Consider the following 22,311-nt stretch of genomic DNA (forward strand, 5'->3'; position numbering starts at 1 on the left):
TTGAGACGCGGGGTCCGGGGCGGAGCCCGGGAGCGGCCTCAGCCCAATCCAGCCCCGCCGGCGTTTGAGGCGCGGGGTACGGGGCGGAGCCCGGGAGCGGCCTCAGCCCAATCCAGCCCCGCCGGCGTTTGAGGCGCAGGGTCCGGGGCGGAGCCCCGCGGGTCCGGGCAGAGCCCGGGGAACGGTGGAAGGGCGGGTAGGGGACGGCTCCGCGCAGCGACAACCCCCGCTACGGGGACACGGGTGCCGGGCTCGCGGGAGCCGGAACCGGGGCGGGCCCGGCAGGCACCGGCGCCGGGACGGGACCCGCGGGCACCGGCACCGGCACCGGCACCGGCCCAGCCGGAAGCGTGAGGAACGTCCCCACCACCAAAACCTCCGGCCGCGCCCCGACCACCCCCCGGTTCGCCTCGTACAGCGCCCTCCAGCCCCCCACCACCCGATGCCTCCGCGCGATCCCCACCAACGTGTCCCCCCGCCGCACCACGTGCATCCGCCCCGCGAGCCCGTACCGCCTCGCGCACACCGGCCACGCCTCCCACCCCTGCTTGCCCAGCAGTTCCTCCGCGACCCGGATCTGCTGCTCCCGGCTCGCGAGGTCCGCCCGCCGGGCATACGCGAGGCCCCCGTGCTCCTCCCAGGTCGGCTGCCAGAACTGCAGCCCCCCGTAGAAGCCGTTGCCGGTGTTCACCGCCCACCGCCCACCGCTCTCGCAGTCGGCCACGCAGTCCCACGGCCACTGCCCGCCCGGCCCGCAGTCCCCCGTGTACCGCGCGCTCACCCCCGGCGAGCCCGGCGCCGGCGGCGGCGGGGCGACGGCGGGTGCGGCGGCCGCGGCCACCGGACCCGGCCCGAGGACGAACACCAACGCGGCAACGGCAACGGCAGCCGGGATCCCGAGGTTGCGCATCGCGTCACGCTACGCAGCGCACCCCCGCCCCCCGCCCCGCCACTCCGCGCGCCATCGCGCCCCACCCGCTCGGCCCACGCCGCCACCCACCCCGAAACAACCATCTCCGGACATCAACTGCGCACAACCAAAAAACAGTTGGCAAGAAAACAAAGCCGCAGTCCCACCGTTCACCCCTGCGGGTGTCCGGTTCGATTCCGTTCCCTCAAACGGCGTGACCCCGGCAGCCGCTCCCCCGTTGAGCCCGGCGAGCCGGGAAACCCCCGGCCCCGCACGCCTAGTCCGAGGAGCCACCCCGTGCCGCGCATGCTCGACGTCAGTGATGAGGTACGTGCCGAGATCGGCGACGAAGAGGCCGAACGGCTGCTCGTCGGCGACGGGTCCCCCGGCAGCTACGACTGCACCTCCTGCCGCACCCCGGGCGACTCCGAGCGCGAGCAGACCAGCACCGTGCTGTTCGTCGGGGACGAGACCGCCGTCCTCGCGTTCGCCCACGCCGGCTGCATCCCCTCGCAGGTCGTCGCCGTCTCCGAGGAGCAGCTCCAGGGCGCCGTCCGCTCCATCACCGGCTACAGCCCTGCCGCCACCCCGGCCGGCCCCGGCGGCGACACGCCGCAGTCCGTCCCCGGCGGCCAGGCCGTCCTCGGCATCACCAGCGGGCTCGTCCTGATCGGCGGGGAGCTGCACCCGGCCCTGGTCGTCGAGCCCACCGCGGCCATCGCCCGCCCCGGCACCACCGGCCCCGGCGACGACTTCCTGCCGCTCCTCATCGAGCAGGGCTTCGTCCCCGTCACCGACACCGGTGAGCTGCCCTCCCCGCTGAACGGCTGGTCGGTCCTGCTCGCCGCCGGCCAGCTGCACGCCGTGCTCCAGCCCGGCACCGACGGCGGCGGCCCGGTCGCCTGGTGGCAGGCGCACCAGGCGCTGTCGGTCACCGACGGCTGGCGGGCCGCCGTCAACAAGACCCAGCGCGTCCTGATCTACGCCGCCCCGGTCGGCTCCATCGGCCAGCAGCCCCGCGAGGACCTGCTCCGCGACGCCCTGGACAAGGCCGCGGCCGACGGCAAGCTCGTGGCCGCCTCGATGCCCCTGGCGGGTACCCCGGGCGCCTGACGCCCTTTCGCCCCGCAAACGGCCGTCCGCCCCCCGCAGAGGGGGCCGGGCGGCGTGCGCCGGGGGTGTGCGGTCCGTCCCGCACACCCCCGGCGATCTGCGTTTTCCGCCCACTCACCCCGCATCCGCAGGGCCCCGGGTTCGTTGGCTGATACGTGCATTCATACGACGTCTCCCGCGCCCCGTCCTATCCGAGCACCGTCCCCCCGATGCGCCCCGCACGGGACCGGGACAGCGCTCCGGCCGCCTCGCACACCCCGATCTACGACACGCTGTACTCGGAGTACCTGCGCGCCTTCCGGGCGCTGCCGGGCGACCGTACGGGCGAGGAGGACCTCGGGTTCACGGCGTTCTCGTACGGCGGCTCGGCCGGCGGTCTGTACGGCAGCAGCACGGGGAGCTCGTACGGCAGCGGCTGGAACAGTTCCGCGTGGCAGCAGACGGACACCTGGCAGCCCTCGTACACCCCGCAGCCGCAGCCCGCGTACTCGTACGCATACGCCGGCGGGCGGCAGCACCAGACCGGGATGCAGCACATCCCGGCGGCCCTGCCGCCCGCTCCGCGCCGGGGCTACTGACCCCGGCGCCCGGTGGCGCGTACGCCGCCGTACTTCTACTTCTTCTTCTTGTGCTGCGCACCGCGCTTCTCGCGCACCCGCACCGAAATGTGGATCGGGGTGCCCTCGAAGCCGAACTCCTCGCGCAGGCGGCGCTCGATGAAGCGCCGGTAGCCGTGCTCCAGGAAGCCGGAGGCGAAGAGGACGAAGCGCGGCGGCTTGCTGCCGGCCTGGGTGCCGAACAGGATGCGGGGCTGCTTGCCGCCGCGGATCGGGTGCGGGTGGGCGGCGACGACCTCGCCGAGGAAGGCGTTCAGCCGACCGGTGGGAACGCGCGTCTCCCAGCCCGCGAGGGCGGTCTCGATCGCCGGGACCAGCTTCTCCATGTGGCGGCCGGTGAGCGCCGAGACGTTCACCCGCGGGGCCCAGGAGACCTGCTGCATCTCGGTCTCGATCTCGCGCTCGAGGTAGTAGCGGCGCTCCTCGTCGAGCTCGTCCCACTTGTTGTACGCGATCACGATGGCGCGGCCGGACTCGACGGCCATGGTGATGATGCGCTGGTCCTGGACGCTGATGGTCTCGGTGGTGTCGATCAGGATGACCGCGACCTCCGCCTTCTCGACGGCGGCGGCCGTGCGCAGCGAGGCGTAGTAGTCGGCGCCCTGCTGGAGGTGCACCTTCTTGCGGATGCCCGCGGTGTCGACGAACTTCCAGGTGATGCCGCCGAGCTCGATCAGCTCGTCGACCGGGTCGCGGGTGGTGCCGGCCAGCTCGTTGACGACGACACGGTCCTCCTTCGCGACCTTGTTGAGCAGCGAGGACTTGCCCACGTTCGGGCGGCCGATCAGCGCGATGCGGCGCGGGCCGCCGGGGGCGACACCGCCGAAGGTCTGCTCGGGGGCCTCGGGCAGGGCCTCCAGGACGGCGTCCAGCATGTCGCCGGTGCCGCGGCCGTGCAGCGAGGAGACCGGGTGCGGGAAGCCGAGGCCCAGCGACCACAGGGAGGCCGCGTCGGACTCACCGCTCTGGCCGTCGACCTTGTTGGCGCACAGCACGACGGGCTTGCCGGCCCGGCGCAGCAGCTTGACGACGGCCTCGTCGGTGTCGGTGGCGCCGACCTTGGCGTCCACGACGAAGACGACCGCGTCGGCGGTCTCGATGGCGTACTCGGCCTGGGCGGCGACGGAGGCGTCGATGCCGAGGACGTCCTGCTCCCAGCCGCCGGTGTCGACGACCTTGAAGCGCCGCCCGGCCCACTCGGCCTCGTAGGTGACGCGGTCGCGGGTGACGCCCGGCTTGTCCTCGACGACGGCCTCGCGGCGGCCGATGATGCGGTTCACCAGGGTCGACTTGCCGACGTTCGGGCGGCCGACGACGGCGAGTACGGGAAGCGGGCCGTGACCCGCCTCCTCGATCGCGCCTTCGACATCCTCGATGTCGAAGCCTTCCTCCGCGGCGAGCTCCATGAACTCCGCGTACTCGGCGTCGCCAAGTGCTCCGTGGTCGTGCTGGTCGTTCATGAAGTCCGTTCCTCGTCGTTCGTGGTGATCGGTGGCACCCGCGCAGCGCGGTTCCACTACTAGGTCAAGTCTCGCTCAGCGCCCGGTGAGGCGCTTGGCGTCGGCCAGGTGGGCGGTCAGCCGCTCCTGGATGCGTACGGTGGCCTGGTCGAGCGCGCTGCGGGTGCGGCGGCCACTGCCGTCCCCGGCGTCGAAGGCGTCGCCGAAGACGACGTCCACTCGGCTCTTCAGCGGCGGCAGCGCCTTGACCAGCCGGCCGCGGCGCTCGGTGGAGCCCAGGACCGCGACGGGCACGATGGGCGCGCAGCTGCGGACCGCGAAGTACGCGAGGCCCGCGCGCAGCGAGGCGAAGTCGCCCTCGCCCCGGGTGCCCTCGGGGAAGATGCCCAGGGCTCCTCCCTCGTCGAGCACGCCGAGGGCGCGGCCTATCGCGGTGCGGTCGGCGCCGCTGCGGTCGACCTTGACCTGGCCGATCCCTTCGAGGAAGGGGCCGAGGGGGCCGACGAATGCTTCCTTCTTGATCAGGAAGTGCAGGGGCCGGGGGGCGGTGCCCATGAGCATGGGCCCGTCGATGTTGTGCGAGTGGTTCACGGCCAGGATGACGGGGCCGGAGGCGGGCACCTTCCAGGCCCCCAGCACACGCGGCTTCCACAGCCCGTACATGAGCCCGATGCCGATCCGCCGGCCGACCGCCGCACCCTTGAGGGAGGGCGTATCGCTCACGTGCGGCCCGCCCGCTTCTCTTCCACGAGCGTCACGACGCACTCGATCACCTGGTCGAGCGTGAGCTCGGTGGTGTCGACCTCGACGGCGTCGCCGGCCTTGGCCAGCGGGGAGGTCTTGCGCCCCGAGTCGGCGGCGTCCCGCTTGATCAGCGCCTCCTTGGTGGCCGCGAGGTCCGCGGCCTCCTTGCCGCGGAGCTCTCCGCTGCGGCGGGCGGCGCGGGCCTCGGCAGAGGCCGTCAGGAAGATCTTCAGGTCGGCGTCGGGCAGCACGGTGGTGCCGATGTCCCGGCCTTCGACGACGATCCCGCCGGCCGCCTCGGCCGCGATGGAGCGCTGCAGCTCGGTGATCCGGGTGCGGACCTCGGGGACGGCGCTGACCGCGCTGACCTTGGAGGTGACCTCCTGGGTCCGGATGGGGCCCGCGGCGTCCTCGCCGTCGACGGTGATGGTGGGCGCGGCCGGATCGGTGCCGGACACGATGACGGGCTTGCCGGCGGCGACGGCGATCGCGTGCGGGTCGTCGGTGTCGACGCCGTTGGTGATCATCCACCAGGTGATGGCCCGGTACTGGGCGCCGGTGTCCAGGTAGCGCAGCCCGAGCTTGGCGGCCACGGCCTTGGAGGTGCTGGACTTGCCCGTGCCGGAGGGACCGTCGATGGCGACGATCACGGCGGACGGAGCTGCGGTTTCCACGGTGCGGGCACCTTCCTGGTTGCGCGTACGTGTCCGGGCGCGCCAAAGCGCCCCTCCCCAAGGTTACCGGCCCCCGGGAGCCCCGGTCCCCGCCCCGGGCTACTGCTGCCGCAGCGCCCAGCCGCGCTCCTGGAGCGCGGCCGTGAGACCGGCCACGGCGCGGGGCTCCACCATCAGCTGCACGAGGCCGGCCTGCTGGCCCGTGGCGTGCTCGATCCGCACGTCCTCGATGTTGACGCCGGCCCGGCCCGCGTCGGCGAAGATCCGGGCCAGCTCGCCCGGCTGGTCGCTGATGAGCACGGCGACCGTCTCGTACACGGTGGGCGCCGCGCCGTGCTTGCCCGGCACGCGTACCCGGCCCGCGTTGCCCCGCCGCAGCACGTCCTCGATCCCGGCGGCGCCGCCGCGGCGCTTGTCCTCGTCGGCCGACTGCAATCCGCGCAGGGCCCGCACCGTCTCGTCCAGGTCCGCCGCGATCCCGGCCAGGACGTCCGCCACCGGCCCCGGGTTCGCCGACAGGATCTCCACCCACATCCGGGGGTCGGACGCGGCGATCCGCGTCACGTCCCGGATGCCCTGTCCGCACAGCCGCACCGCGGTCTCGTCGGCCTCCTCCAGACGTGCGGCGACCATGCTGGAGACGAGCTGCGGGGTGTGGGAGACCAGCGCGACCGCCCGGTCGTGCGCGTCGGCGTCCATCACGACCGGTACGGCCCGGCAGAGCGAGACCAGCTCCAGCGCCAGGTTCAGCACCTCGTGGTCGGTGTCCCGGGTGGGCGTGAGCACCCAGGGGCGGCCCTCGAACAGGTCCGCCGTCGCCGCGAGCGGCCCGGACCGCTCCTTGCCCGCCATCGGGTGGGTTCCGATGTACGCCGTGAGGTCCACGCCGAGCTCCGCCAGCTCGCGCCGGGGACCGCCCTTGACGCTGGCCACGTCCACGTACGCCCGTGCCAGGCCGCGCCCGATCGCGTCGGCGAGGGCCCGGGCCACGTGGGCGGGGGGTACGGCGATGATCGCGAGGTCCACCGTGCCCTCGTACGGCTCGTCCGTGCCGGCCCCGAGGGCGGCGGCGGTGTGGGCCTGCGCCGGGTCGTGGTCGACCAGGTGCACGGTGATGCCGCGGCCGGACAGGGCGAGCGCCGCGGAGGTGCCGATCAGTCCGGTTCCGATGACGACGGCGGTTCTCACGGGGTGCTCCAGGGGTGCGTGACGGCGGGGCCTGACTCAGGGTAGCCAGAGCGCACGGTACGAGGGCCCGGCGGCCCGTCCGGTGGGACGGCGCGGCCGGGCCCTCGCGATACGACGGCGGGAGCGGCTAGGGAGTGTCGTCAAAGTGCCAGGCCCCGCCGGCCAGACGGGACTTTGACGACACGACCTAGATGCGCTGCTGCTTGATGATGTCCTCCAGGGAACCGCTGGGCAGCGATCCGTCGGGGGTCAGCTTGTCCACCGCCTGCGGCAGGGCCTGGGCGATCTCGTCGGCGGCCTTCTCGGGGGTGACGCCCGCCTGTTCTGCGACCTGCTGGAGGGTGTCGGCCGGCAGCGCGCCGGCGATCTCGGCGCCGGTGACCGACTTGTTCTCGCCCGTACCGACCCAGGACTGGGTCTGATCGGCCAGACCCGACTTGGTCAGCATGTCCAGCAACCCGCCGAGCGGGTTGTTCCCGGCGCCTCCGGCCTCCTGGGCGCCGCCCGCGCCGCCGCCCAGGAGGGCGCCGAGCAGGGAGCCGAGGATGTTGCCGCCGCCACCGGCGCCGCCCGTGCCGCCGCCCTGGCCGCCGCCGAGGAGACCGCCCAGAAGGGAGCCGAGGTCGTTACCCGCCATGGTCATGCCTTTCGCAGAGGGACCGGGCCGCACGGCAGGTGTCGTACCCGGCTTCGAGACACGGACAATGTCACCCAGACCGGACGGCGCTGCCACTTGGCGCAACCCCTCGGCGCCCGCTGCGGTAGAACGATCGGCATGATCTTCCACCTCGTACCGCTCTCCGACTGGACCGCCGAACCCGAGCTCCCGTACGCCCCGCCCTCGCTCGGCGCCGAGGGCTTCGTGCACTGCTCGGCGGACCGGCCGACGGCTCTGGCCATCGCCGACGCGTACTACGCCGAGGTGCCGGGCACCCTGCTGGCCCTGGGGCTCGACGAGCTCGCCCTGACGTCCGAGGTCCGCCGTGAGGGTGAATCCGGCGACCGCTACCCGCATGTCCACGGGCCGTTGAACCGGGACGCCGTGATCGACGTGTGGGAGGTCGTACGGACTCCGGGCAGCCCCGCGGAACTGATCCCCTGGCGGCCCGCCACGTGAAAGCGTGTGGCGGGCTTCACCCGGAGCCCGGCCACACGCCAGGATGCTCCACGCCATCCCGGCACTCGAGCGAGGAGCCCTCATGACCGATGCAAGCCGTACGAGCGAAGCCGCGCCCACCGCCCGGCGCACGGTACTCGCGGTGGGCGCCGCCGCCCTGGCGGGCGGTGCGCTGACCGCGTGCGGCGGTAACGGCGAGGAGAAGAAGCCGACGAACGAGAGCGGCAGCGCGGCCACCCCCCAGGGCTCCGGGTCCCCGGCGACGTCGGCCCCCGCCGCGGCGGGCAAGGTCCTGCTGAAGTCCTCGGCGGTGCCGGTCGGCGGCGGCACGGTCCTCAAGGAGGAGAAGCTGGTCGTCACCCAGCCGACGGCCGGCTCCTTCCGCTGCTTCACGGCGGTGTGCCCGCACCAGGGCTGCCTCGTGAACAAGGTGGAGAACGGCACCATCGACTGCCCCTGCCACGGCAGCAAGTTCGAGGTCGCGGACGGTGCGGTGGCCCACGGCCCGGCCACCCGCCCGCTGGCCGAGAAGAAGATCACGGTCGCCGCGGACGGCAACATTTCGCTCGCGTAGCCGTGCCGCGGCCGCCTACCCTCCCCGGATGAACGAACGAACGTCCGAGACCCCGTCAGCCCCCGCCGCGGGCCTCGCTCTGGTGCGGGACCACACGGTCTACGCGTGTGTGATGGGTTCGCGGGCGTTCGGGCTGGCGACGGGGGCGAGCGACACCGACCGGCGCGGTGTCTACCTCGCCCCGACGCCGCTGTTCTGGCGCTTCGAGAAGCCGCCGACGCATGTGGACGGGCCGCGCGAGGAGGAGTTCTCCTGGGAGCTGGAACGCTTCTGCGAGCTCGCCCTGCGCGCCAACCCGAACATCCTGGAGTGCCTGCACTCCCCGCTGGTCGAACGCCTGACCCCGGTCGGCGAGGAACTCCTCTCGCTGCGCGAGGCGTTCCTCTCCCGCTCGGCCCACACCACCTTCACCCGGTACGCGGTCTCCCAGCGCGGCAAACTCCTCGCGGACCTCCGCAACCACGGTGCCCCGCGCTGGAAGCACGCCATGCACCTGCTGCGGCTGCTGCTGTCCTGCCGCGACCTGCTGCGCATGGGCCGCCTCACCCTCGATGCCGGCGCCCACCGCGACCGCCTGCTGGCGGTCAGGCACGGCGAGCTCTCCTGGCCCGAGGTCGACGCCTGGATGGCCCGCCTCAGCGCGGAGTGCGACGCCGCCCTGACCACCACCCCGCTCCCCGCCGAACCCGACCGGGCCCGCGTGGAGGACTTCCTCCTCCGCACCCGCCTCGCCTCGGCCACGGCCTCGGCACTGCTCTAGGGGGTGTCCGACGGGTGTCCGCGGCGTCGCGACGCCCGGCACGCACCGGACGCCGCTCATTCCCCACGGACACCCGTCAGACCCCCTAGTCGAGCACGGCTCACGCGTCCCAGAGGGCGCCGAAGGCGAGGAGTTCGTCGCGGTACTCGATGCGGTCCGTCCAGTCCTGGGGCCAGGCGTCCGCGCCGAGGTGGGCGCCCGCGAAGGCGCCGGCCAGGCAGGCGAGGGAGTCGGAGTCGCCGCGGGTGCAGGCGGCCCGGCGCAGGGCGAGGAGCGGCTCCTCGGGGAAGAGCAGGAAGCACTGCAGGGCCGTGGCCAGGGCCTCTTCTGCGATCCAGCCGTCGCCGGTCGTCAGGCAGGGGTCCGTCTCCGTCGAGGGGCTGCGCAGGGCCGCCGTGAGCCGGTCCAGGACGGCCAGGCACTCGTCCCAGCCGCGCGCGATGAAGGACTGCGGCGAGGCGTCGGACGTCGCCCGCATCCACAGGTCGCCGAGCCAGCGCTCGTGGTAGCGGGTGCGGTTCTCCAGCGCGTACGAGCGCAGCTGCCCGACCAGGCCCGTCACCTCGGTCCCCGCCGCCAGCAGGTGCACGGCCCGCGCGGTGAGGTCGGAGGCGGCGAGCGCCGTCGGGTGGCCGTGCGTGAGGGCCGACTGGAGCTGGGCCGCGCCGGCCCGCTCCTCGTCCGTCCAGGCGGGCACCAGCCCGATCGGCGCCACCCGCATGTTCGCGCCGCAGCCCTTGGAGCCGATCTGGCTGGCGTCGCGCCAGTCGCGTTCGGGCAGGTTCAGGAGGCTGCAGGCCTTCAGGCAGGTGTTCCCCGGCGCCCGGTTGTTCTCCGGCGAGTGGTACCAGTCGACGAACTCCTCCCGGACCGGCCGGGTGAGGCGCAGCGGGCCGACCGGGCCCCGCTCCGCGGCCGTGCGCATGCCGCGGGCCAGCGCCAGCGTCATCTGGGTGTCGTCGGTGACTATCGCCGGCCGGGGCAGCGCCATCTCGCGCCACGGGCCCGTCTTCGCCAGGATCGACGGCACGTCGTTGAACTCCGTCGGGAAGCCGAGGGCGTCCCCCAGCGCGAGGCCGGTCATGGCACCCGTCGCCGCTCGCTTGGCGGTCGTCATGGTCAGTTTCCTTCCGAGGGGCGGAGCAGGGGCGGGTGGAGCGTGTTCGCGGGCCCGGGCCGGTACAGCGCGGCCGGTTTGCCGCGGCCTCCGGTGAGGCGGGCGGCGCCGGGCACGGCCTCGACGAAGCCGGGCGTGGCCAGGACCTTGCGCCGGAAGTTGGGCCGGTCCAGGGCGGTGTCCCAGACGGTCTCGTAGACGCTCTGGAGTTCCCCGAGGGTGAACTCGGGCGGGCAGAAGGCGGTGGCCAGGCAGGTGTACTCCAGCTTCGCGCCCACCCGTTCCCGGGCGTCGGCCAGGATCGCGGGGTGGTCGAAGGCCAGCCCGCCCACCGGCCCGCCGGCCCCGGCGCCCGCCTCGGCCACCGGGGTCCAGCGGGCCTGGGCCGCGTCCCCGCCGCCCCCGGCCGCGGGGTCCGGCATGTCGGGGACCAGTGCCGCGAAGGCCACCGAGACGACCCGCATCCGGGGGTCGCGGTCCGGATCGCTGTAGGTGCGCAGTTGCTCCAGGTGCAGGGCCGCGACCACCTCCGGCGCCAGGCCCGTCTCCTCGGCGAGTTCGCGGCGCGCCGCCGTCTCCGCGGACTCCCTGGGCAGGACGAAGCCGCCGGGCAGCGCCCAGGCACCGGCGTACGGCTCCTGGCCGCGCCGGATCAGCAGTACGTGCAGCACGCCCCCGCGCACGGTGAAGACGGCGAGGTCCACGGTCACGGCGAACGGCTCGAAGGCGTGCGGGTCGTAGGCGTGCGGGTCCTGGGCGGGCGGGTCCTGGGGGGCGCTCACCGGCTCCGCTCCCGTTCGTTCTCGGGCAGCGGATCGGCGAAGTACCAGCCCTCGGCCAGCAGCGCGTCGACGGCGGCCACCGCCGCCGCCAGCCTCGCCTCCCGGTCCCCCGTGACGACGGTGAAACGCCTGCCGGTCCCCTCCAGTTCCTCCCGGAACCGCCGCGTCATCCACGGCCGCAACTGCGGTCCGTCGCGCAGCCCGTCGTCCTCGAAGGGCACGTCGGCGTGGTCCGTGAGCAGGTACAGGTCCCGCCGGGTCAGCGCCGCGATCTCCTCGACCTCGGCGTTGCGGCCGCCCATGTACCGCTCGTGCCAGATGCCGGTGGCGAAGGAGTCGGTGTCGCAGAACAGCACGGGCGATCCCAGCCGGGCCGCCCGCTCCTCCTCCGCGTCCTGGCGCCGCGCGATCACCGGGAACTCCGCCGAGGCGAAGGACACGTCCGCCCAGGACGCCGCCGGGTCCGCGGCGCGCGCCGCCGCCAGCTTCTCCTCGCTGTAGCGCCGCCCGTACTCCGCGACCCAGCCCGTCTTGGCCCACACCCCGCCGCGCCTGCGGTAGTGGGCGGCCAGGTCCCGGGACAGCGTGGTGGTGCCGGTCGACTCGGCGCCGAGTACGACGACCCTGCGGGTCAGGGAGGCCCGTACGGCAGGCCCCAGGTACTCCCAGGAACCGGCCGGGTCCCGCCGTACGGCCGTGCCGGAAACCGGGAACATGGTGCGCCGCGGGTCCACGCAGACCTCCTCGGCGCCGAACCGCCGGGCGAGCTCGGTCCCGTACTCCTCCGAGGTGAAGACGGCCTGGACGCGGCGGCCCACCGCGCGCCGGAAGATCGCCATGTGGGCCTCCCAGATCGCCGGGTCGTGCAGGTCGACCGGGATGTCGTCCACCGCTCCGACCACGTCCGCCCCCGGGTGGGCCTCGCGCATCCAGGCGACCCGGTCGGCGAGCGGGACCGATTCCACCGAGGCGGCGCACACCAGCACGGTGAGGCGTTCGCACTGGTCCTGGGCGGTGCGCACCAGGTGGTGGTGGCCGGCGTGCGGCGGGTAGAACTTGCCGAGGACCAGGCCGTGCCCGTAGCGCTTCCCGCCGCTCATGCCGTCGCCCCCACTGCCGTACGGGCCCCCGCGTCCGGCAGCATCCGCCGCCAGCCGACCAGCCCCGCCACGCACAGGGCGAGGAAGCCCGCGTAGAGCAGGGAGGTCAGGTAGAGCTCCTTGTAGGCGTAGAGCGGGATGTACACGAGGTCGGCGGCGATCCACAGCCACCAGGACTCGACGAGCTTGCGGCACTGGCCGTAGGTGGCCATGAGCGAGAGCCCGGTGGTGGCCGCGTCCCAGAACGGGACGGTGGAGTCGGTGACCGCGCCGAGCAGCAGGGTGAGGCCGAGCACCCCCACCGCCCCGGCCGCGGCCAGCCAGGCCCATTCGGTGCGCGTGGTGCGGCGCACCGGCAGGGCTCCGGCGGTTCCCGGGCCACCCCCGTGGGTCCAGGACCACCAGCCGTACGCGGCCAGGGCGATGAAGGCGATCTGGAGGCCGGCGTCGGCGTAGAGGCCGGCCCGGGTGAAGAGCACGATGAAGAAGACGTTGTTGGCGATGCCGATCGGCCAGTTGGCGATGTGCTGCCGGGCGACGAGCCACACGCACGCCGCGCCGGTGGCGAACCCCAGCGCCTCCGTCCAGGTCGTTGTCCAGCCCATGACGGCCCCTCCCTCATCCCTTCAGGCTTTAATAGTCAGACTGACTATAAACAGGGTTCGGGGTCCCGGACAAGGGAGAAGCCCGCAGCGCCGGGAGGCACTGCGGGCTTCTCGCACCGCGGGGTGGCGGACGGTCTACAGACCGACCTCGCGCATCAGCATGCCGACCTCGGTGTTGGTCAGGCGGCGCAGCCAGCCGGACTTCTGGTCACCGAGCTCGATCGGCCCGAAGGAGGTCCGGACGAGCTTCTCGACCGGGAAGCCGGCCTCGGCCATCATGCGGCGGACGATGTGCTTGCGGCCCTCGTGGAGGGTCACCTCGACCAGGTAGTTCTTACCGACCTGGTCGACGACGCGGAAGTGGTCGGCGCGGGCGTACCCGTCCTCCAGCTCGATGCCGTCCTTGAGCTGCTTGCCGATGTCGCGCGGCAGCGGGCCGGTGATCGCGGCGACGTAGGTCTTCTTCACGCCGTACTTCGGGTGCGTGAGGCGGTGGGCCAGCTCACCGTGGTTGGTGAGGAGGATGATGCCCTCGGTCTCGGTGTCGAGCCGGCCGACGTGGAAGAGGCGCGTCTCACGGTTGGTGACGTAGTCGCCCAGGCACTGGCGGCCGTCCGGGTCCTCCATGGTGGAGACGACGCCGGCGGGCTTGTTCAGCGCGAAGAACAGGTACGACTGGGTGGCGACGGTCAGGCCGTCCACCTTGATCTCGTCCTTCGGCTGGACGCGCTTGCCCTGCTCCAGCACGATCTCGCCGTTGACCTCGACGCGGGCCTGCTCGATGAGCTCCTCGCACGCGCGGCGCGAGCCCATGCCGGCGCGGGCGAGCACCTTCTGAAGGCGCTCACCCTCCTGCTCGGCGCCCGGGAAGGTCTTCGGGGTCTTGATCACGGGCTTGTCGGCGTACCGGTCGCGCACGCGCTCCTCGATGCGCGCGTCCAGCTCGCGGGGGCGCGACTGGCCGCTACGGCTGCCGGGACCGCGGCGCGGGCCGCCGGCCCCGCCGATGCCGGGGGTCTTGGAGGGCTTGGGGCCGCCCTTGGCACCGCCGCGCGCCGCCGCGCCGCGGGCGCCGCCGCCACCGGCCTTGGGGCCGCTGCGGCCGCTGCGCTCGCCCTCGGGGCCGACGTCGTAGCGACGCTCCTCGGGGCGGGGGTTGCGGATGCGGGGGGCCGGCTCGCGGTCGCGGTCGCGGTCGCCGCCCTGGTAGCCGCCACCGCCGCCGCCCTGGTAGCCACCGGAGGAGCTGCCGCCGCGGTAGCCACCGCCGCCGCCGGAAGAGCCGCCACCGCGGTAGCCACCGCCGCCGGAGGAGCTACCCCCGCGGTAGCCGCCACCGGAGGAGCTGCCCCCGCGGGAGCCGCCGCCGGAGCTGGCGCCCCGCGAACCGCCGCCGGAGGAGCTGCCGCCGCGGGAGCCGCCGCGACCGCCACCACCGCCGCCGCCGCTGTTCCTGTTACCGCCGCCGTTGTTGCCGCTGCTTCGCATCAAAGTTCCGTCGTCTTGTCGTCTTCATCGGTATCCGGTGCATCCGGATCGAACGACGGAACACCCTCTTGCGTCTCGGCTTCGATCGCGTCCGCCTCGGGGAGGAAGGGCGCGAGCTCCGGGAGCTCGTCCAGGCCGCGCAGGCCCATCCGCTCCAGAAAGTAGTTCGTCGTCCTGTACAGGATCGCACCTGTTTCGGGTTCCGTCCCCGCCTCCTCCACCAGACCGCGCTGCAAGAGGGTCCGCATGACCCCGTCGCAGTTGACTCCGCGGACCGCCGAGACCCTGGACCGGCTGACCGGCTGGCGGTACGCGACCACCGCCAGCGTCTCCAGCGCGGCCTGGGTCAGCCGGGCCTGCTGCCCGTCCAGTACGAAGCGCTCCACCGCCGCGGAATACTCCGCGCGGGTGTAGAAGCGCCACCCGCCGGCGACGAGCCGCAGCTCGAAGCCGCGCCCCGAGGCCGCGTACTCGTCGGCGAGCTCCAGCAGCGCGTCCGCCACCTCGCGCGGGGTCCGCTCCAGCACCTTGGCGAGGTGCGCCTCGGTCGCGGGCTCGTCCACGACCATGAGGACAGCTTCCAGGGCGGGCTTCAGCGCGAGGGCCGCCACCGCGGTCTCCGTCATTCCTTGACCTCCACGATCCGGTCGAACTCGTCGGTCACCGTCGGCATCCCGTCGCCGTCCCCGCCGCTCCAGCGCACGGTGAGCGTCTGCAGGGCCTCCTCCTGGTCGAGGACCACGGCCTTCTCCCGGTACAGCTCCAGCAGGGCCAGGAAGCGGGCGACGACGGTGAGGGTGTCGTCGGTGTCCTCCGTGAGCTCCTGGAAGGTCGCCTCGCCGCGGGCCTTGAGGATCGCGACGACGAGACCGGCCTGCTCCCGCACGCTGACCAGGGGCGCGTGGATGTGGTCGACGTACACCTGCGGCTTGGCGCGGGGCTGCATCGCCTTCACCGCCAGCCGGGCGAAGCCCTCCGCGCCGATGCTGATGACCACCTCGGGCAGCAGTTCGGCGTGGTGCGGCTCCAGCCCCACGGTCCGCGGGTAGCGCTTGCCCTCGGACTCCGCGCGGGCCTCGAAGATCTCGGCGATCCGCTTGTACGCCCGGTACTGGAGCAGTCGCGCGAAGAGCAGGTCCCGCGCCTCCAGCAGGGCCAGGTCGGCCTCGTCCTCGACCTCGGCGGCGGGCAGCAGCCGGGCGGCCTTCAGATCGAGCAGGGTGGCGGCGACGACCAGGAACTCGGTGGTCTGGTCGAGATCCCAGTCGGGCCCCATGGCGCGGATGTGCGCCATGAACTCGTCGGTGACCTTGGAGAGCGCGACCTCGGTGACGTCGAGCTTGTGCCGCGAGATCAGCTGCAACAGCAGATCGAACGGCCCCTCGAAGTTGGCGAGCCGCAGGGTAAACCGCCCCTCGCCTCCGACGGTCCCGTCGGCGACGGCGGGCGCGGGCGCCACGGGTGCCGCCGATGCCGCGGACGCGTCCGGGGCCGCGCCGGACCCCGCGAGGCCCTCCCGGACCGGCGCCGCGGGTGCCGGTGCCGCGGGCGCTGCGGGACCGTCGGCCGCGGGCGCCGCGGAGGCGTCCGGGGCCGCGCCGGACCCCACCGGGCCCTCCTGGAGCGGCGCCGCGGGTACCGCCGGTGCGGCGGGTGCGGTGGGTGCCGGTGCCGCGGCTGCGGCGGGGCCGTGGGCCGCGGCGGGGGATGCCGACGCCTCGGAGGCGTCCAGGGCCGCGCCGGACCCCACGGGGCCCTCCCCGCCCGACGCCACGGGTACCGCCGGCCCCGCGGGTACGGCCGGCACGGCGGGTACGGCCGGCACGGCGGGTACGGCCGGTGCCGAGGGTCCGGCAGGACCGTCGACGGCGGGGGATGCGGGCTTCCCGGACCCTACGGGGCCCTCCTGAACCGGCGCTGCGGGTGCCGCGGGAACGTGCGGGGACGGGTCGGGGCCCTCGGAGCCGGGCAGGGGTGCGTCGGGCACCTCGGGGTCGGGCAGGGGGCCGCTCGGTGCCGCAGTGTCCTCGGGGGGCGCCCCGGGGCCCTCCGGGGGCGGTACGGGGTCACGAGGTGCGGCGGGTGCCTCCGGCGCCCCGGGGTCGCCCACGGGCCCGTCCAGGCCCGCCACGGCCCGCGCGGCGGGCTCCGCCGGTGCGGCGGGGGCGCCAGGGCCCCGGCCCAGCGGTCGTCGGCGGGTCGGGCGGCCGGGTTCGGCGGGAGAGGGCATCGGGGTCCAGGGTGGTGCGGGAGGCTCGGCTGTCCGGCCTAGGCTGCCACGCGGCCGCGCCGGCGTCCGCACCGCCACTCCTGCGGCTCCGCCCCGGCACCAGCCGAGAACCGGCAGCCCCGCCAACGTCCGGGACGCAGATCCGAGCAGAGCCCGCGCTACCGCTCAGCCCTTTTGGGCCGCGAGAGCCCGCGCTACCGCTCAGCGCTCTCGGGCCGCACCGGCGGCACCGGCCGACCGGCCTGGCCGGCGTACGGGACGCGGATCCGGGCAGAGCCCGCCGTACCGCGCGGCGCTCTCGGGCCGCACCGGCGGCACCGGCCGACCGGCCTGGCCGGCGTACGGGACGCGGGCCCGGGCAGAGCCCGCCGTACCGCGCGGCGCTCTCGGGCCGCACCGGCGGCACCGGCCGACCGGCCTGGCCGGCGTACGGGACGCGGATCCGGGCAGAGCCCGCGCTACCGCGCTCGGGGCGCGCCGCGAGAGGCGGCGGTAGCGCTCGGCGGGCCCGGGTCGCGCCGCGGCCCCGCACCGGACACCGGCGCGGCACGCGTCAGGGGCTCAGCGGCCCCGCAGGCGGCGGACCAGGATGCTCGCGTCGCCGCGGGACTCCAGGTCCGCCAGGACCACCGCCACCGCCTCGCGGACGATGCGGCCCCGGTCCACGGCCAGGCCGTGCTCCCCGCGCAGCACCAGCCGCGCGTGTTCCAGGTCCATGAGCTCCTCCGCGGAGACGTAGACCGTGATCTTCTCGTCGTGCCGCTCGCGCCCGCTCGGCCGCCGGTTCGCCCCGCGGCCCTGCCCCTTCCCCCGCCGGGGGGCGGGGGTGGAGGCACCGGAACCTTCCTGCGGCCGCCGCTGCGCGCCGACCGAGCCCTCCGTACCGGCCTCAGCCTCCCGGCTGCGGCCCTCCCCCGCCATGCCCTCCGCCGACGCCGCCGCGTGCTCCGCGGCGGGCGACTCGTCCGTGCCGCGCCGCGGCGATGACGACTGGAGCGCCATCCCCCCGGTCGTACGGAAGAGTTCGTCGGCTCCGGGCAGACTCACTCGGCGGGACACCGGGCGAGCACCTCCCTGGCCAACTGGCGATAGGCGGCGGCACCGACGGAGTTGGAGGCGTACGTGGTGATCGGCTCTCCGGCGACCGTAGTCTCCGGGAAGCGCACCGTGCGGCCGATGACCGTGTGGTAGACGTGGTCGTCGAAGGCCTCGACGACACGCGCCAGCACCTCGCGGCTGTGCACCGTACGGGAGTCGTACATCGTGGCGAGGATGCCGTCGAGCTCCAGCTCGGGGTTGAGCCGCTCCTGCACCTTCTCGATGGTCTCGGTCAGCAGCGCCACCCCGCGCAGCGCGAAGAACTCGCACTCCAGGGGGACGATGACCTTGTGAGCCGCCGTCAGGGCGTTCACGGTCAGCAGACCGAGCGAGGGCTGACAGTCGATCACGATGTAGTCGTAGTCGGCCATCAGGGGCTTGAGGGCCCGCTGGAGGGTCGACTCACGCGCGACCTCGCTGACCAACTGCACTTCGGCAGCGGACAGGTCGATGTTGCTCGGCAGCAGGTCCATGTTCGGAACCGCGGTCTTGAGCAGCACCTCGTCGGCCGACATCCCCCGCTCCATGAGCAGGTTGTAGACCGTCAGGTCGAGTTCCATCGGATTCACGCCGAGACCCACGGACAGCGCGCCCTGCGGGTCGAAGTCGACGAGCAGCACGCGGCGCCCGTACTCGGCGAGTGCGGCACCCAGGTTGATGGTCGACGTGGTCTTTCCCACGCCGCCCTTCTGGTTGCACATCGCGATGATCTTCGCCGGACCGTGGTCGGTCAGCGGACCCGGGATCGGGAAGTACGGCAGCGGCCGTCCGGTCGGACCGATCCGCTCCCGGCGCTGACGGGCAGCGTCGGGGGCGAGAGTGGCCGCGTACTCGGGGTCGGGTTCGTACTCCGCGTCCGGGTCGTAGAAGTGCCCTTCGGGCACATTGTCATAGTCGGCGAAACCAGTGGGCTTTTCGCCGCTCAGGTCGCCGGCCCTGGAGTTCACGTCTAGGCCGTCCATGCTCTTTTGGGGCGTCGTCATGTGCTGGTGGTTTGCGAAGGTGCGGACTGCGACGGAGCCGACTGCTTCGAGCCCGGCAGGACCTTGGCCCCGCGCAGCCGTCTCTGCTCGACCACCCCCAGGAGCAAATGTCGACTCATTCACAAGTCGTCTTACCTCCTCGGACGTGACCAGGACACTTATCGATAGGTCAGCGTGGCACCATGCCGACGGTTGGCGACTCTATGGCGTGTCACCGCTCAGCGGCAACACAATCCGTCGGACCCGGCACGATGTGTCGGCAACCGAACACCTCTCTGTCAAGGGCGTCCGAGCTGTCGCCGCGAAGTTTCGCGGGTGTGCGAAAGGGTTAAAGGGTTACGTTCGAGGCGAGTTGAGCCGCCCTCGCGGGCCCTCCGCAAACGCGTCCGGCCGGACCTTGCGGGCAAGGTCCGGCCGGATACGTGAGATTGACGTCAGTCGTTGACGCCTCAGCCGAGCAGCGTGCTCAGCTCAAGGGTCTCCAGGCCGTGGGCCTCGGCGACCGGGCCGTAAACGACCTGGCCGTCATGGGTGTTGAGGCCCAGCGCGAGCGCGGGGTCGCGACGCAGCGCCTCGACCCAGCCGAGGTTCGCGAGCTGCACGATGTAGGGCAGCGTGGCGTTGGTCAGCGCGTAGGTGGAGGTGTTCGGCACCGCGCCCGGCATGTTGGCGACGCAGTAGAAGACCGAGTTGTGGACCTGGAAGGTCGGCTCGGCGTGGGTGGTCGGACGGGAGTCCTCGAAGCAGCCGCCCTGGTCGATCGCAATGTCGACAAGGACACTTCCGGGCTTCATCTTGGCGACGAGCTCGTTGGTGACCAGCTTCGGGGCCTTCGCACCCGGGATCAGCACCGCGCCGATGACGAGGTCGGCCTCGATGACGGCCTTCTCCAGCTCGTAGGCGTTGGAGACGATCGTCTTGATCTTCGTGCCGAAGATCTTGTCGGCCTCGCGGAGCTTGTTGATGTCGCGGTCCAGCAGGGTCACGTGGAAGCCCATGCCGACGGCGATCTGCACGGCGTTCCAGCCGGAGACGCCGCCGCCGATGACGACGCACTCACCGGCGTGGGTGCCGGGGACGCCGCCCGGGAGGACGCCGCGGCCGCCGACCGAGCGCATCAGGTGGTACGCGCCGACCTGCGGGGCCAGCCGGCCCGCGACCTCGGACATCGGGGCGAGCAGCGGGAGCGCGCGGTTGGCGAGCTCGACCGTCTCGTACGCGATGGCGGTGGTGCCGGACTCCAGCAGGGCGTCCGTGCACTCGCGGGAGGCCGCCAGGTGCAGGTAGGTGAAGAGGGTCTGGTCCTTGCGGAGGCGGTGGTACTCCTCCGCGATGGGCTCCTTGACCTTCAGCAGCAGGTCAGCGGTCGCCCAGACCTCGTCGGCGGTGCCGAGGATCTCGGCGCCGGCGGAGACGTACTCCGCGTCCGTGATCGAGGAGCCCACACCGGCGTTCTGCTCGATGAAGACCTGGTGGCCGTTGCGGACCAGCTCATGCACGCCGGCGGGCGTGATGGCGACCCGGAACTCGTTGTTCTTGACCTCGCGGGGGATGCCGACCTTCATCGTGGCTCACGGTCCTTGGCTCAGGGGATGTTTCGGGGTACTTCCATACATACCCGTTCACAAGAACGCGCAACGGGATGCACCAGGGGATGACCTGGTGAAGCCAGTCTAATGAAGGATGAGTCGCTGTCTAGCCTTGCAAAGCAATAATCTCAGTCGGAACCACTACGGATTTCGCAGGCTGCGGGGTCATCTCCCAACAATCTGTCGGCCGCGGACCGGTGCAGCCTGGCGGCTGCCGGGTCGCCGAGCCGGTCGAGCGTGTCTGCCAGCCGCACCTGGAGTGCGGCCTGGAGCCGCAGGTCCCCGGCTCTGCGCGCCAGCTCCACCGCCTCCCGGCAGGTGTGCAGGGATTCCTCGGGCCGCCCGGCGTACTCCTGGACGCGTGCCATTTCACTCAACGCCTTGGCCTGGCCCGGCACATCGGCCAGCTTCCGGTAGCCCGCGGCGGCCGCCCGCCAGCTGCGCAGCGCGTCCCCGTACCGGCCCGCGTAGGTGTGGACGTTCCCGAGCCGTCCGTACAGCCGCGCCTCGTCGCCGCGCTCGCCCCTGGCCAGGGCCTGGGACAGGGCCCGGCCGAACCAGTCGGAGGCCCGGTGCCAGTCCGCCAGCTCCTGGTACGCGCCGCCTACGGATTCCATCGCGCGGCCCGTCGCGTACGGGTCGTTCGCCGCCTTTCCGGCGACCAGCGCGGCCCGGTAGCGCTCCAGCGCCTCCTGGGTCCGGCCGGTCGCGGCGTCCAGGTCGGCCAGGTTCAGCAGCGCGGCGGCCTGCTCGCGGTGCAGGTCGCGCCGCTCGGCCACGTCCAGGACCAGCCGGTGCAGCCCGTACAGCTCGGGAGCCGCCTCGGCGGTCCCGCGGTGCTCCGCCAGCGCCCGTACGAGGGCCGCGACCAGCCGGCGGGCCAGGGTGTCCAGCCCGCCGTCGGCCACAGCGAGCGCGGCGGCCGCCGAGAGCGCGGGCAGCCGGGTGTCCAGCCAGGTGGCGGCGGCCCGCCGGTCGGGGAAGCGCAGGGCGCGCGGCAGCCCGTCCAGGCGCTCCCGTACGAGGTCGGCGTCTTCGCCGTCCCCGGCTTCGGCCATGGCCCGGCACGAGGTGAGCAGCCGTACGGTGCGCTCCAGCATCCGGGCCCGCGCCAGCTGGACCTCGGCGGGGCGCTCCTTGGCCTCCAGCAAGGCCTGCAGCAGCGGCGCGAGGCAGCCGGGCAGCATGAACAGCCCGTCCTGGGCGCTGTGTACGAGGCCCAGCGCGGCGAAGTCCTCCAGCGTGGACTGCGCGGCGGCCACCGAGCACCCGGCGAGCGCGGAGGCGGTGTGCGAGTCGACGACCCCGGCCGGCGCCAGGGGCAGCAACCGGAGGGTCCGCTGGGCGGGCTGCGGCAGGGACTCGTAGACGAACCGGAAGCCCCGGCCGAGCGGGCCGCTGATGCCCGGGGGCATGTCGTGGAGCTGTTTGGCCACGTCGGCTACGGAGGCCTTGGGGTGGGCGGCGAGCCAGCCGCCGACCAGGCTGAGCACGGCGGGCTGGCCTCCGCACTCCTCGGCGAGGGCCTCGGCCGCGCGGGGGTCGGCGGTGACGCGGATGTCGCCGATGCGATGGACGAGCATCCGTACCCCGGAGGGCGTGTCCAGTCCGCCGAGGGTGCAGGGCCGGACATCCGGAATCCCGGTGAGGGGTCCTTCTGCGGTCACCAGGACCAGGCACTCGGGGGTGTCGGGCAGCAGCGCGTCGACCTGGTGCGGGTCGGCGGCGTCGTCGATCAGGATGATCGCCCGGCGCCCCTGGAGCGCGGCGCGCAGGGCGGAGCTGAGCTCGTCCTCCCCGGCGCCGGGCGGGGTCGGCTCCCCGAGCCCCTCCAGCAGGGTGCGGACGGCCCGCTCGGTGGCCACGGTCTCCCCGCCGGGCGCGGTGAGGCGGGTCCTGAGCACGCCGTCGGGGTAGTCGTCGGCGATCTCGCGGACGAACGCCTCGGCGAGGGCGGTGCGCCCCGACCCGGGCCGACCGGCGACGAGGAGCACCCTCGCGCGGGGCGCCTTGGCCTTGCGGCCGGAGAGGGTGTCGAGCCCGGTCCTCGCGATGTCCTCGCGCAGCTCCTTGAGCTCACGCCGCCGCCCGACGAAATCCGCCACGATCCGCTCCTCTCCCTGCCTTCGGGTTGCGAGCGTAGTTCACGCAGAGCGACGACC

General features: G+C 73.5%; 22 protein-coding genes. 5 read left to right on the forward strand and 17 right to left on the reverse strand.

From position 1 onward, the window contains the following. Window positions 1-229 precede the first annotated feature (229 nt). On the reverse strand, window positions 230-910 hold the full coding sequence (locus ACZ7GJ_RS15955) for a LysM peptidoglycan-binding domain-containing protein (RefSeq protein WP_470752099.1): 681 nt from the start codon (window positions 908-910) through the stop codon (window positions 230-232). 297 nt (window positions 911-1,207) lie between these two features. Between ACZ7GJ_RS15955 and ACZ7GJ_RS15960 the strand changes: the two genes are divergently transcribed. Both ACZ7GJ_RS15960 and ACZ7GJ_RS15965 read left to right on the forward strand, forming a co-directional pair. Further along, window positions 1,208-2,023, forward strand: a complete 816-nt coding sequence (locus ACZ7GJ_RS15960; RefSeq protein ID WP_470752101.1) for a hypothetical protein — start codon at window positions 1,208-1,210, stop codon at window positions 2,021-2,023. 155 nt (window positions 2,024-2,178) lie between these two features. Beyond that, window positions 2,179-2,601, forward strand: coding sequence for a hypothetical protein (locus ACZ7GJ_RS15965; RefSeq protein ID WP_470752102.1), 423 nt, complete (start codon window positions 2,179-2,181; stop codon window positions 2,599-2,601). A gap of 35 nt (window positions 2,602-2,636) precedes the next feature. Here ACZ7GJ_RS15965 and der read toward each other — a convergent pair whose 3' ends face one another. The 5 genes from der to ACZ7GJ_RS15990 all read right to left on the reverse strand — a co-directional run bounded on the left by der (window position 2,637) and on the right by ACZ7GJ_RS15990 (window position 7,574). Continuing rightward, a complete protein-coding gene (gene der / locus ACZ7GJ_RS15970) occupies window positions 2,637-4,100 on the reverse strand; it encodes a ribosome biogenesis GTPase Der (RefSeq protein ID WP_470752104.1) in 1,464 nt (487 codons plus the stop codon). A gap of 75 nt (window positions 4,101-4,175) precedes the next feature. After that, window positions 4,176-4,763, reverse strand: a complete 588-nt coding sequence (locus ACZ7GJ_RS15975; protein ID WP_470752164.1) for a lysophospholipid acyltransferase family protein — start codon at window positions 4,761-4,763, stop codon at window positions 4,176-4,178. A 56-nt stretch (window positions 4,764-4,819) separates the two neighbouring features. Next, complete coding sequence (gene cmk, locus ACZ7GJ_RS15980; RefSeq protein WP_470752107.1) at window positions 4,820-5,518, reverse strand: (d)CMP kinase; 699 nt, start codon at window positions 5,516-5,518, stop codon at window positions 4,820-4,822. Window positions 5,519-5,617: 99 nt separating this feature from the next. Beyond that, window positions 5,618-6,706, reverse strand: a complete 1,089-nt coding sequence (locus ACZ7GJ_RS15985; RefSeq protein WP_470752108.1) for a prephenate dehydrogenase — start codon at window positions 6,704-6,706, stop codon at window positions 5,618-5,620. Window positions 6,707-6,893: 187 nt separating this feature from the next. Next, a complete protein-coding gene (locus tag ACZ7GJ_RS15990; protein WP_470752110.1) occupies window positions 6,894-7,574 on the reverse strand; it encodes a YidB family protein in 681 nt (226 codons plus the stop codon). On the opposite strand from ACZ7GJ_RS15990, the gene ACZ7GJ_RS15995 reads away from it, so the two are divergent. The 3 genes from ACZ7GJ_RS15995 (at window position 7,482) to ACZ7GJ_RS16005 (ending at window position 9,157) form a co-directional block, all read left to right on the forward strand. Continuing rightward, entirely contained in the window at window positions 7,482-7,823 is a 342-nt protein-coding gene (locus ACZ7GJ_RS15995; protein ID WP_470752111.1) for a DUF952 domain-containing protein, read from the forward strand. The two genes, ACZ7GJ_RS15990 and ACZ7GJ_RS15995, sit on opposite strands and share 93 nt — an antisense overlap. An 82-nt stretch (window positions 7,824-7,905) precedes the next feature. Beyond that, window positions 7,906-8,397 (forward strand): Rieske (2Fe-2S) protein, encoded by a 492-nt coding sequence (locus tag ACZ7GJ_RS16000; protein ID WP_470752113.1) that lies wholly within the window; start codon window positions 7,906-7,908, stop codon window positions 8,395-8,397. A gap of 28 nt (window positions 8,398-8,425) precedes the next feature. After that, window positions 8,426-9,157, forward strand: a complete 732-nt coding sequence (locus ACZ7GJ_RS16005) for a nucleotidyltransferase domain-containing protein (RefSeq protein WP_470752115.1) — start codon at window positions 8,426-8,428, stop codon at window positions 9,155-9,157. 100 nt (window positions 9,158-9,257) lie between these two features. Here the strand turns inward: ACZ7GJ_RS16005 and ACZ7GJ_RS16010 are convergent, their stop codons facing one another. The 11 genes from ACZ7GJ_RS16010 to ACZ7GJ_RS16060 form a co-directional block, all read right to left on the reverse strand. After that, window positions 9,258-10,280, reverse strand: coding sequence for an ADP-ribosylglycohydrolase family protein (locus ACZ7GJ_RS16010; RefSeq protein ID WP_470752165.1), 1,023 nt, complete (start codon window positions 10,278-10,280; stop codon window positions 9,258-9,260). Continuing rightward, window positions 10,277-11,056, reverse strand: a complete 780-nt coding sequence (locus ACZ7GJ_RS16015) for an NUDIX hydrolase (RefSeq protein WP_470752116.1) — start codon at window positions 11,054-11,056, stop codon at window positions 10,277-10,279. Before ACZ7GJ_RS16015 ends, ACZ7GJ_RS16010 begins: the two co-directional genes overlap by 4 nt. After that, window positions 11,053-12,156, reverse strand: a complete 1,104-nt coding sequence (locus tag ACZ7GJ_RS16020; protein WP_470752117.1) for an AAA family ATPase — start codon at window positions 12,154-12,156, stop codon at window positions 11,053-11,055. The genes ACZ7GJ_RS16015 and ACZ7GJ_RS16020 overlap by 4 nt, the downstream gene beginning before the upstream one ends. Further along, window positions 12,153-12,761 (reverse strand): nicotinamide riboside transporter PnuC, encoded by a 609-nt coding sequence (pnuC, locus tag ACZ7GJ_RS16025; RefSeq protein WP_470752119.1) that lies wholly within the window; start codon window positions 12,759-12,761, stop codon window positions 12,153-12,155. The genes ACZ7GJ_RS16020 and pnuC overlap by 4 nt, the downstream gene beginning before the upstream one ends. Window positions 12,762-12,896: 135 nt before the next feature. Beyond that, entirely contained in the window at window positions 12,897-14,249 is a 1,353-nt protein-coding gene (locus tag ACZ7GJ_RS16030; protein ID WP_470752121.1) for a pseudouridine synthase, read from the reverse strand. Next, entirely contained in the window at window positions 14,249-14,875 is a 627-nt protein-coding gene (gene scpB, locus ACZ7GJ_RS16035) for an SMC-Scp complex subunit ScpB (RefSeq protein WP_470752122.1), read from the reverse strand. The genes ACZ7GJ_RS16030 and scpB overlap by 1 nt, the downstream gene beginning before the upstream one ends. After that, a complete protein-coding gene (locus ACZ7GJ_RS16040; RefSeq protein ID WP_470752123.1) occupies window positions 14,872-15,999 on the reverse strand; it encodes a segregation and condensation protein A in 1,128 nt (375 codons plus the stop codon). Before ACZ7GJ_RS16040 ends, scpB begins: the two co-directional genes overlap by 4 nt. A gap of 1,041 nt (window positions 16,000-17,040) precedes the next feature. Further along, the gene (locus ACZ7GJ_RS16045; protein ID WP_470752124.1) at window positions 17,041-17,538 is read right to left on the reverse strand and encodes a hypothetical protein; all 498 of its coding nucleotides are present in this window, start codon (window positions 17,536-17,538) and stop codon (window positions 17,041-17,043) included. Then, window positions 17,523-18,683 carry a ParA family protein gene (locus tag ACZ7GJ_RS16050; protein ID WP_393816928.1) on the reverse strand — a complete coding sequence of 387 codons (1,161 nt, stop codon included), beginning with the start codon at window positions 18,681-18,683 and terminating at the stop codon, window positions 17,523-17,525. Before ACZ7GJ_RS16050 ends, ACZ7GJ_RS16045 begins: the two co-directional genes overlap by 16 nt. Window positions 18,684-19,009: 326 nt before the next feature. Continuing rightward, entirely contained in the window at window positions 19,010-20,125 is a 1,116-nt protein-coding gene (gene ald, locus ACZ7GJ_RS16055) for an alanine dehydrogenase (RefSeq protein WP_385394579.1), read from the reverse strand. Between the two features lie 152 nt (window positions 20,126-20,277). Then, entirely contained in the window at window positions 20,278-22,254 is a 1,977-nt protein-coding gene (locus ACZ7GJ_RS16060) for a tetratricopeptide repeat protein (protein ID WP_470752126.1), read from the reverse strand. Between the last annotated feature and the right edge of the window lie 57 nt (window positions 22,255-22,311).

Source organism: Streptomyces sp. NPDC037242, assembly GCF_055604165.1.

What these genes read in the sequence shown, in the direction of transcription:
- ACZ7GJ_RS15955 (WP_470752099.1), bottom strand. Translation starts at nt 910, where the DNA reads ATGCGCAACCTCGGGATCCCGGCTGCCGTTGCCGTTGCCGCGTTGGTG.
- der (WP_470752104.1), bottom strand. Translation starts at nt 4,100, where the DNA reads ATGAACGACCAGCACGACCACGGAGCACTTGGCGACGCCGAGTACGCG.
- ACZ7GJ_RS15975 (WP_470752164.1), bottom strand. Translation starts at nt 4,763, where the DNA reads ATGTACGGGCTGTGGAAGCCGCGTGTGCTGGGGGCCTGGAAGGTGCCC.
- ACZ7GJ_RS15995 (WP_470752111.1), top strand. Translation starts at nt 7,482, where the DNA reads ATGATCTTCCACCTCGTACCGCTCTCCGACTGGACCGCCGAACCCGAG.
- ACZ7GJ_RS16000 (WP_470752113.1), top strand. Translation starts at nt 7,906, where the DNA reads ATGACCGATGCAAGCCGTACGAGCGAAGCCGCGCCCACCGCCCGGCGC.
- ACZ7GJ_RS16005 (WP_470752115.1), top strand. Translation starts at nt 8,426, where the DNA reads ATGAACGAACGAACGTCCGAGACCCCGTCAGCCCCCGCCGCGGGCCTC.
- ACZ7GJ_RS16020 (WP_470752117.1), bottom strand. Translation starts at nt 12,156, where the DNA reads ATGAGCGGCGGGAAGCGCTACGGGCACGGCCTGGTCCTCGGCAAGTTC.
- pnuC (WP_470752119.1), bottom strand. Translation starts at nt 12,761, where the DNA reads ATGGGCTGGACAACGACCTGGACGGAGGCGCTGGGGTTCGCCACCGGC.
- ACZ7GJ_RS16030 (WP_470752121.1), bottom strand. Translation starts at nt 14,249, where the DNA reads ATGCGAAGCAGCGGCAACAACGGCGGCGGTAACAGGAACAGCGGCGGC.
- scpB (WP_470752122.1), bottom strand. Translation starts at nt 14,875, where the DNA reads ATGACGGAGACCGCGGTGGCGGCCCTCGCGCTGAAGCCCGCCCTGGAA.
- ald (WP_385394579.1), bottom strand. Translation starts at nt 20,125, where the DNA reads ATGAAGGTCGGCATCCCCCGCGAGGTCAAGAACAACGAGTTCCGGGTC.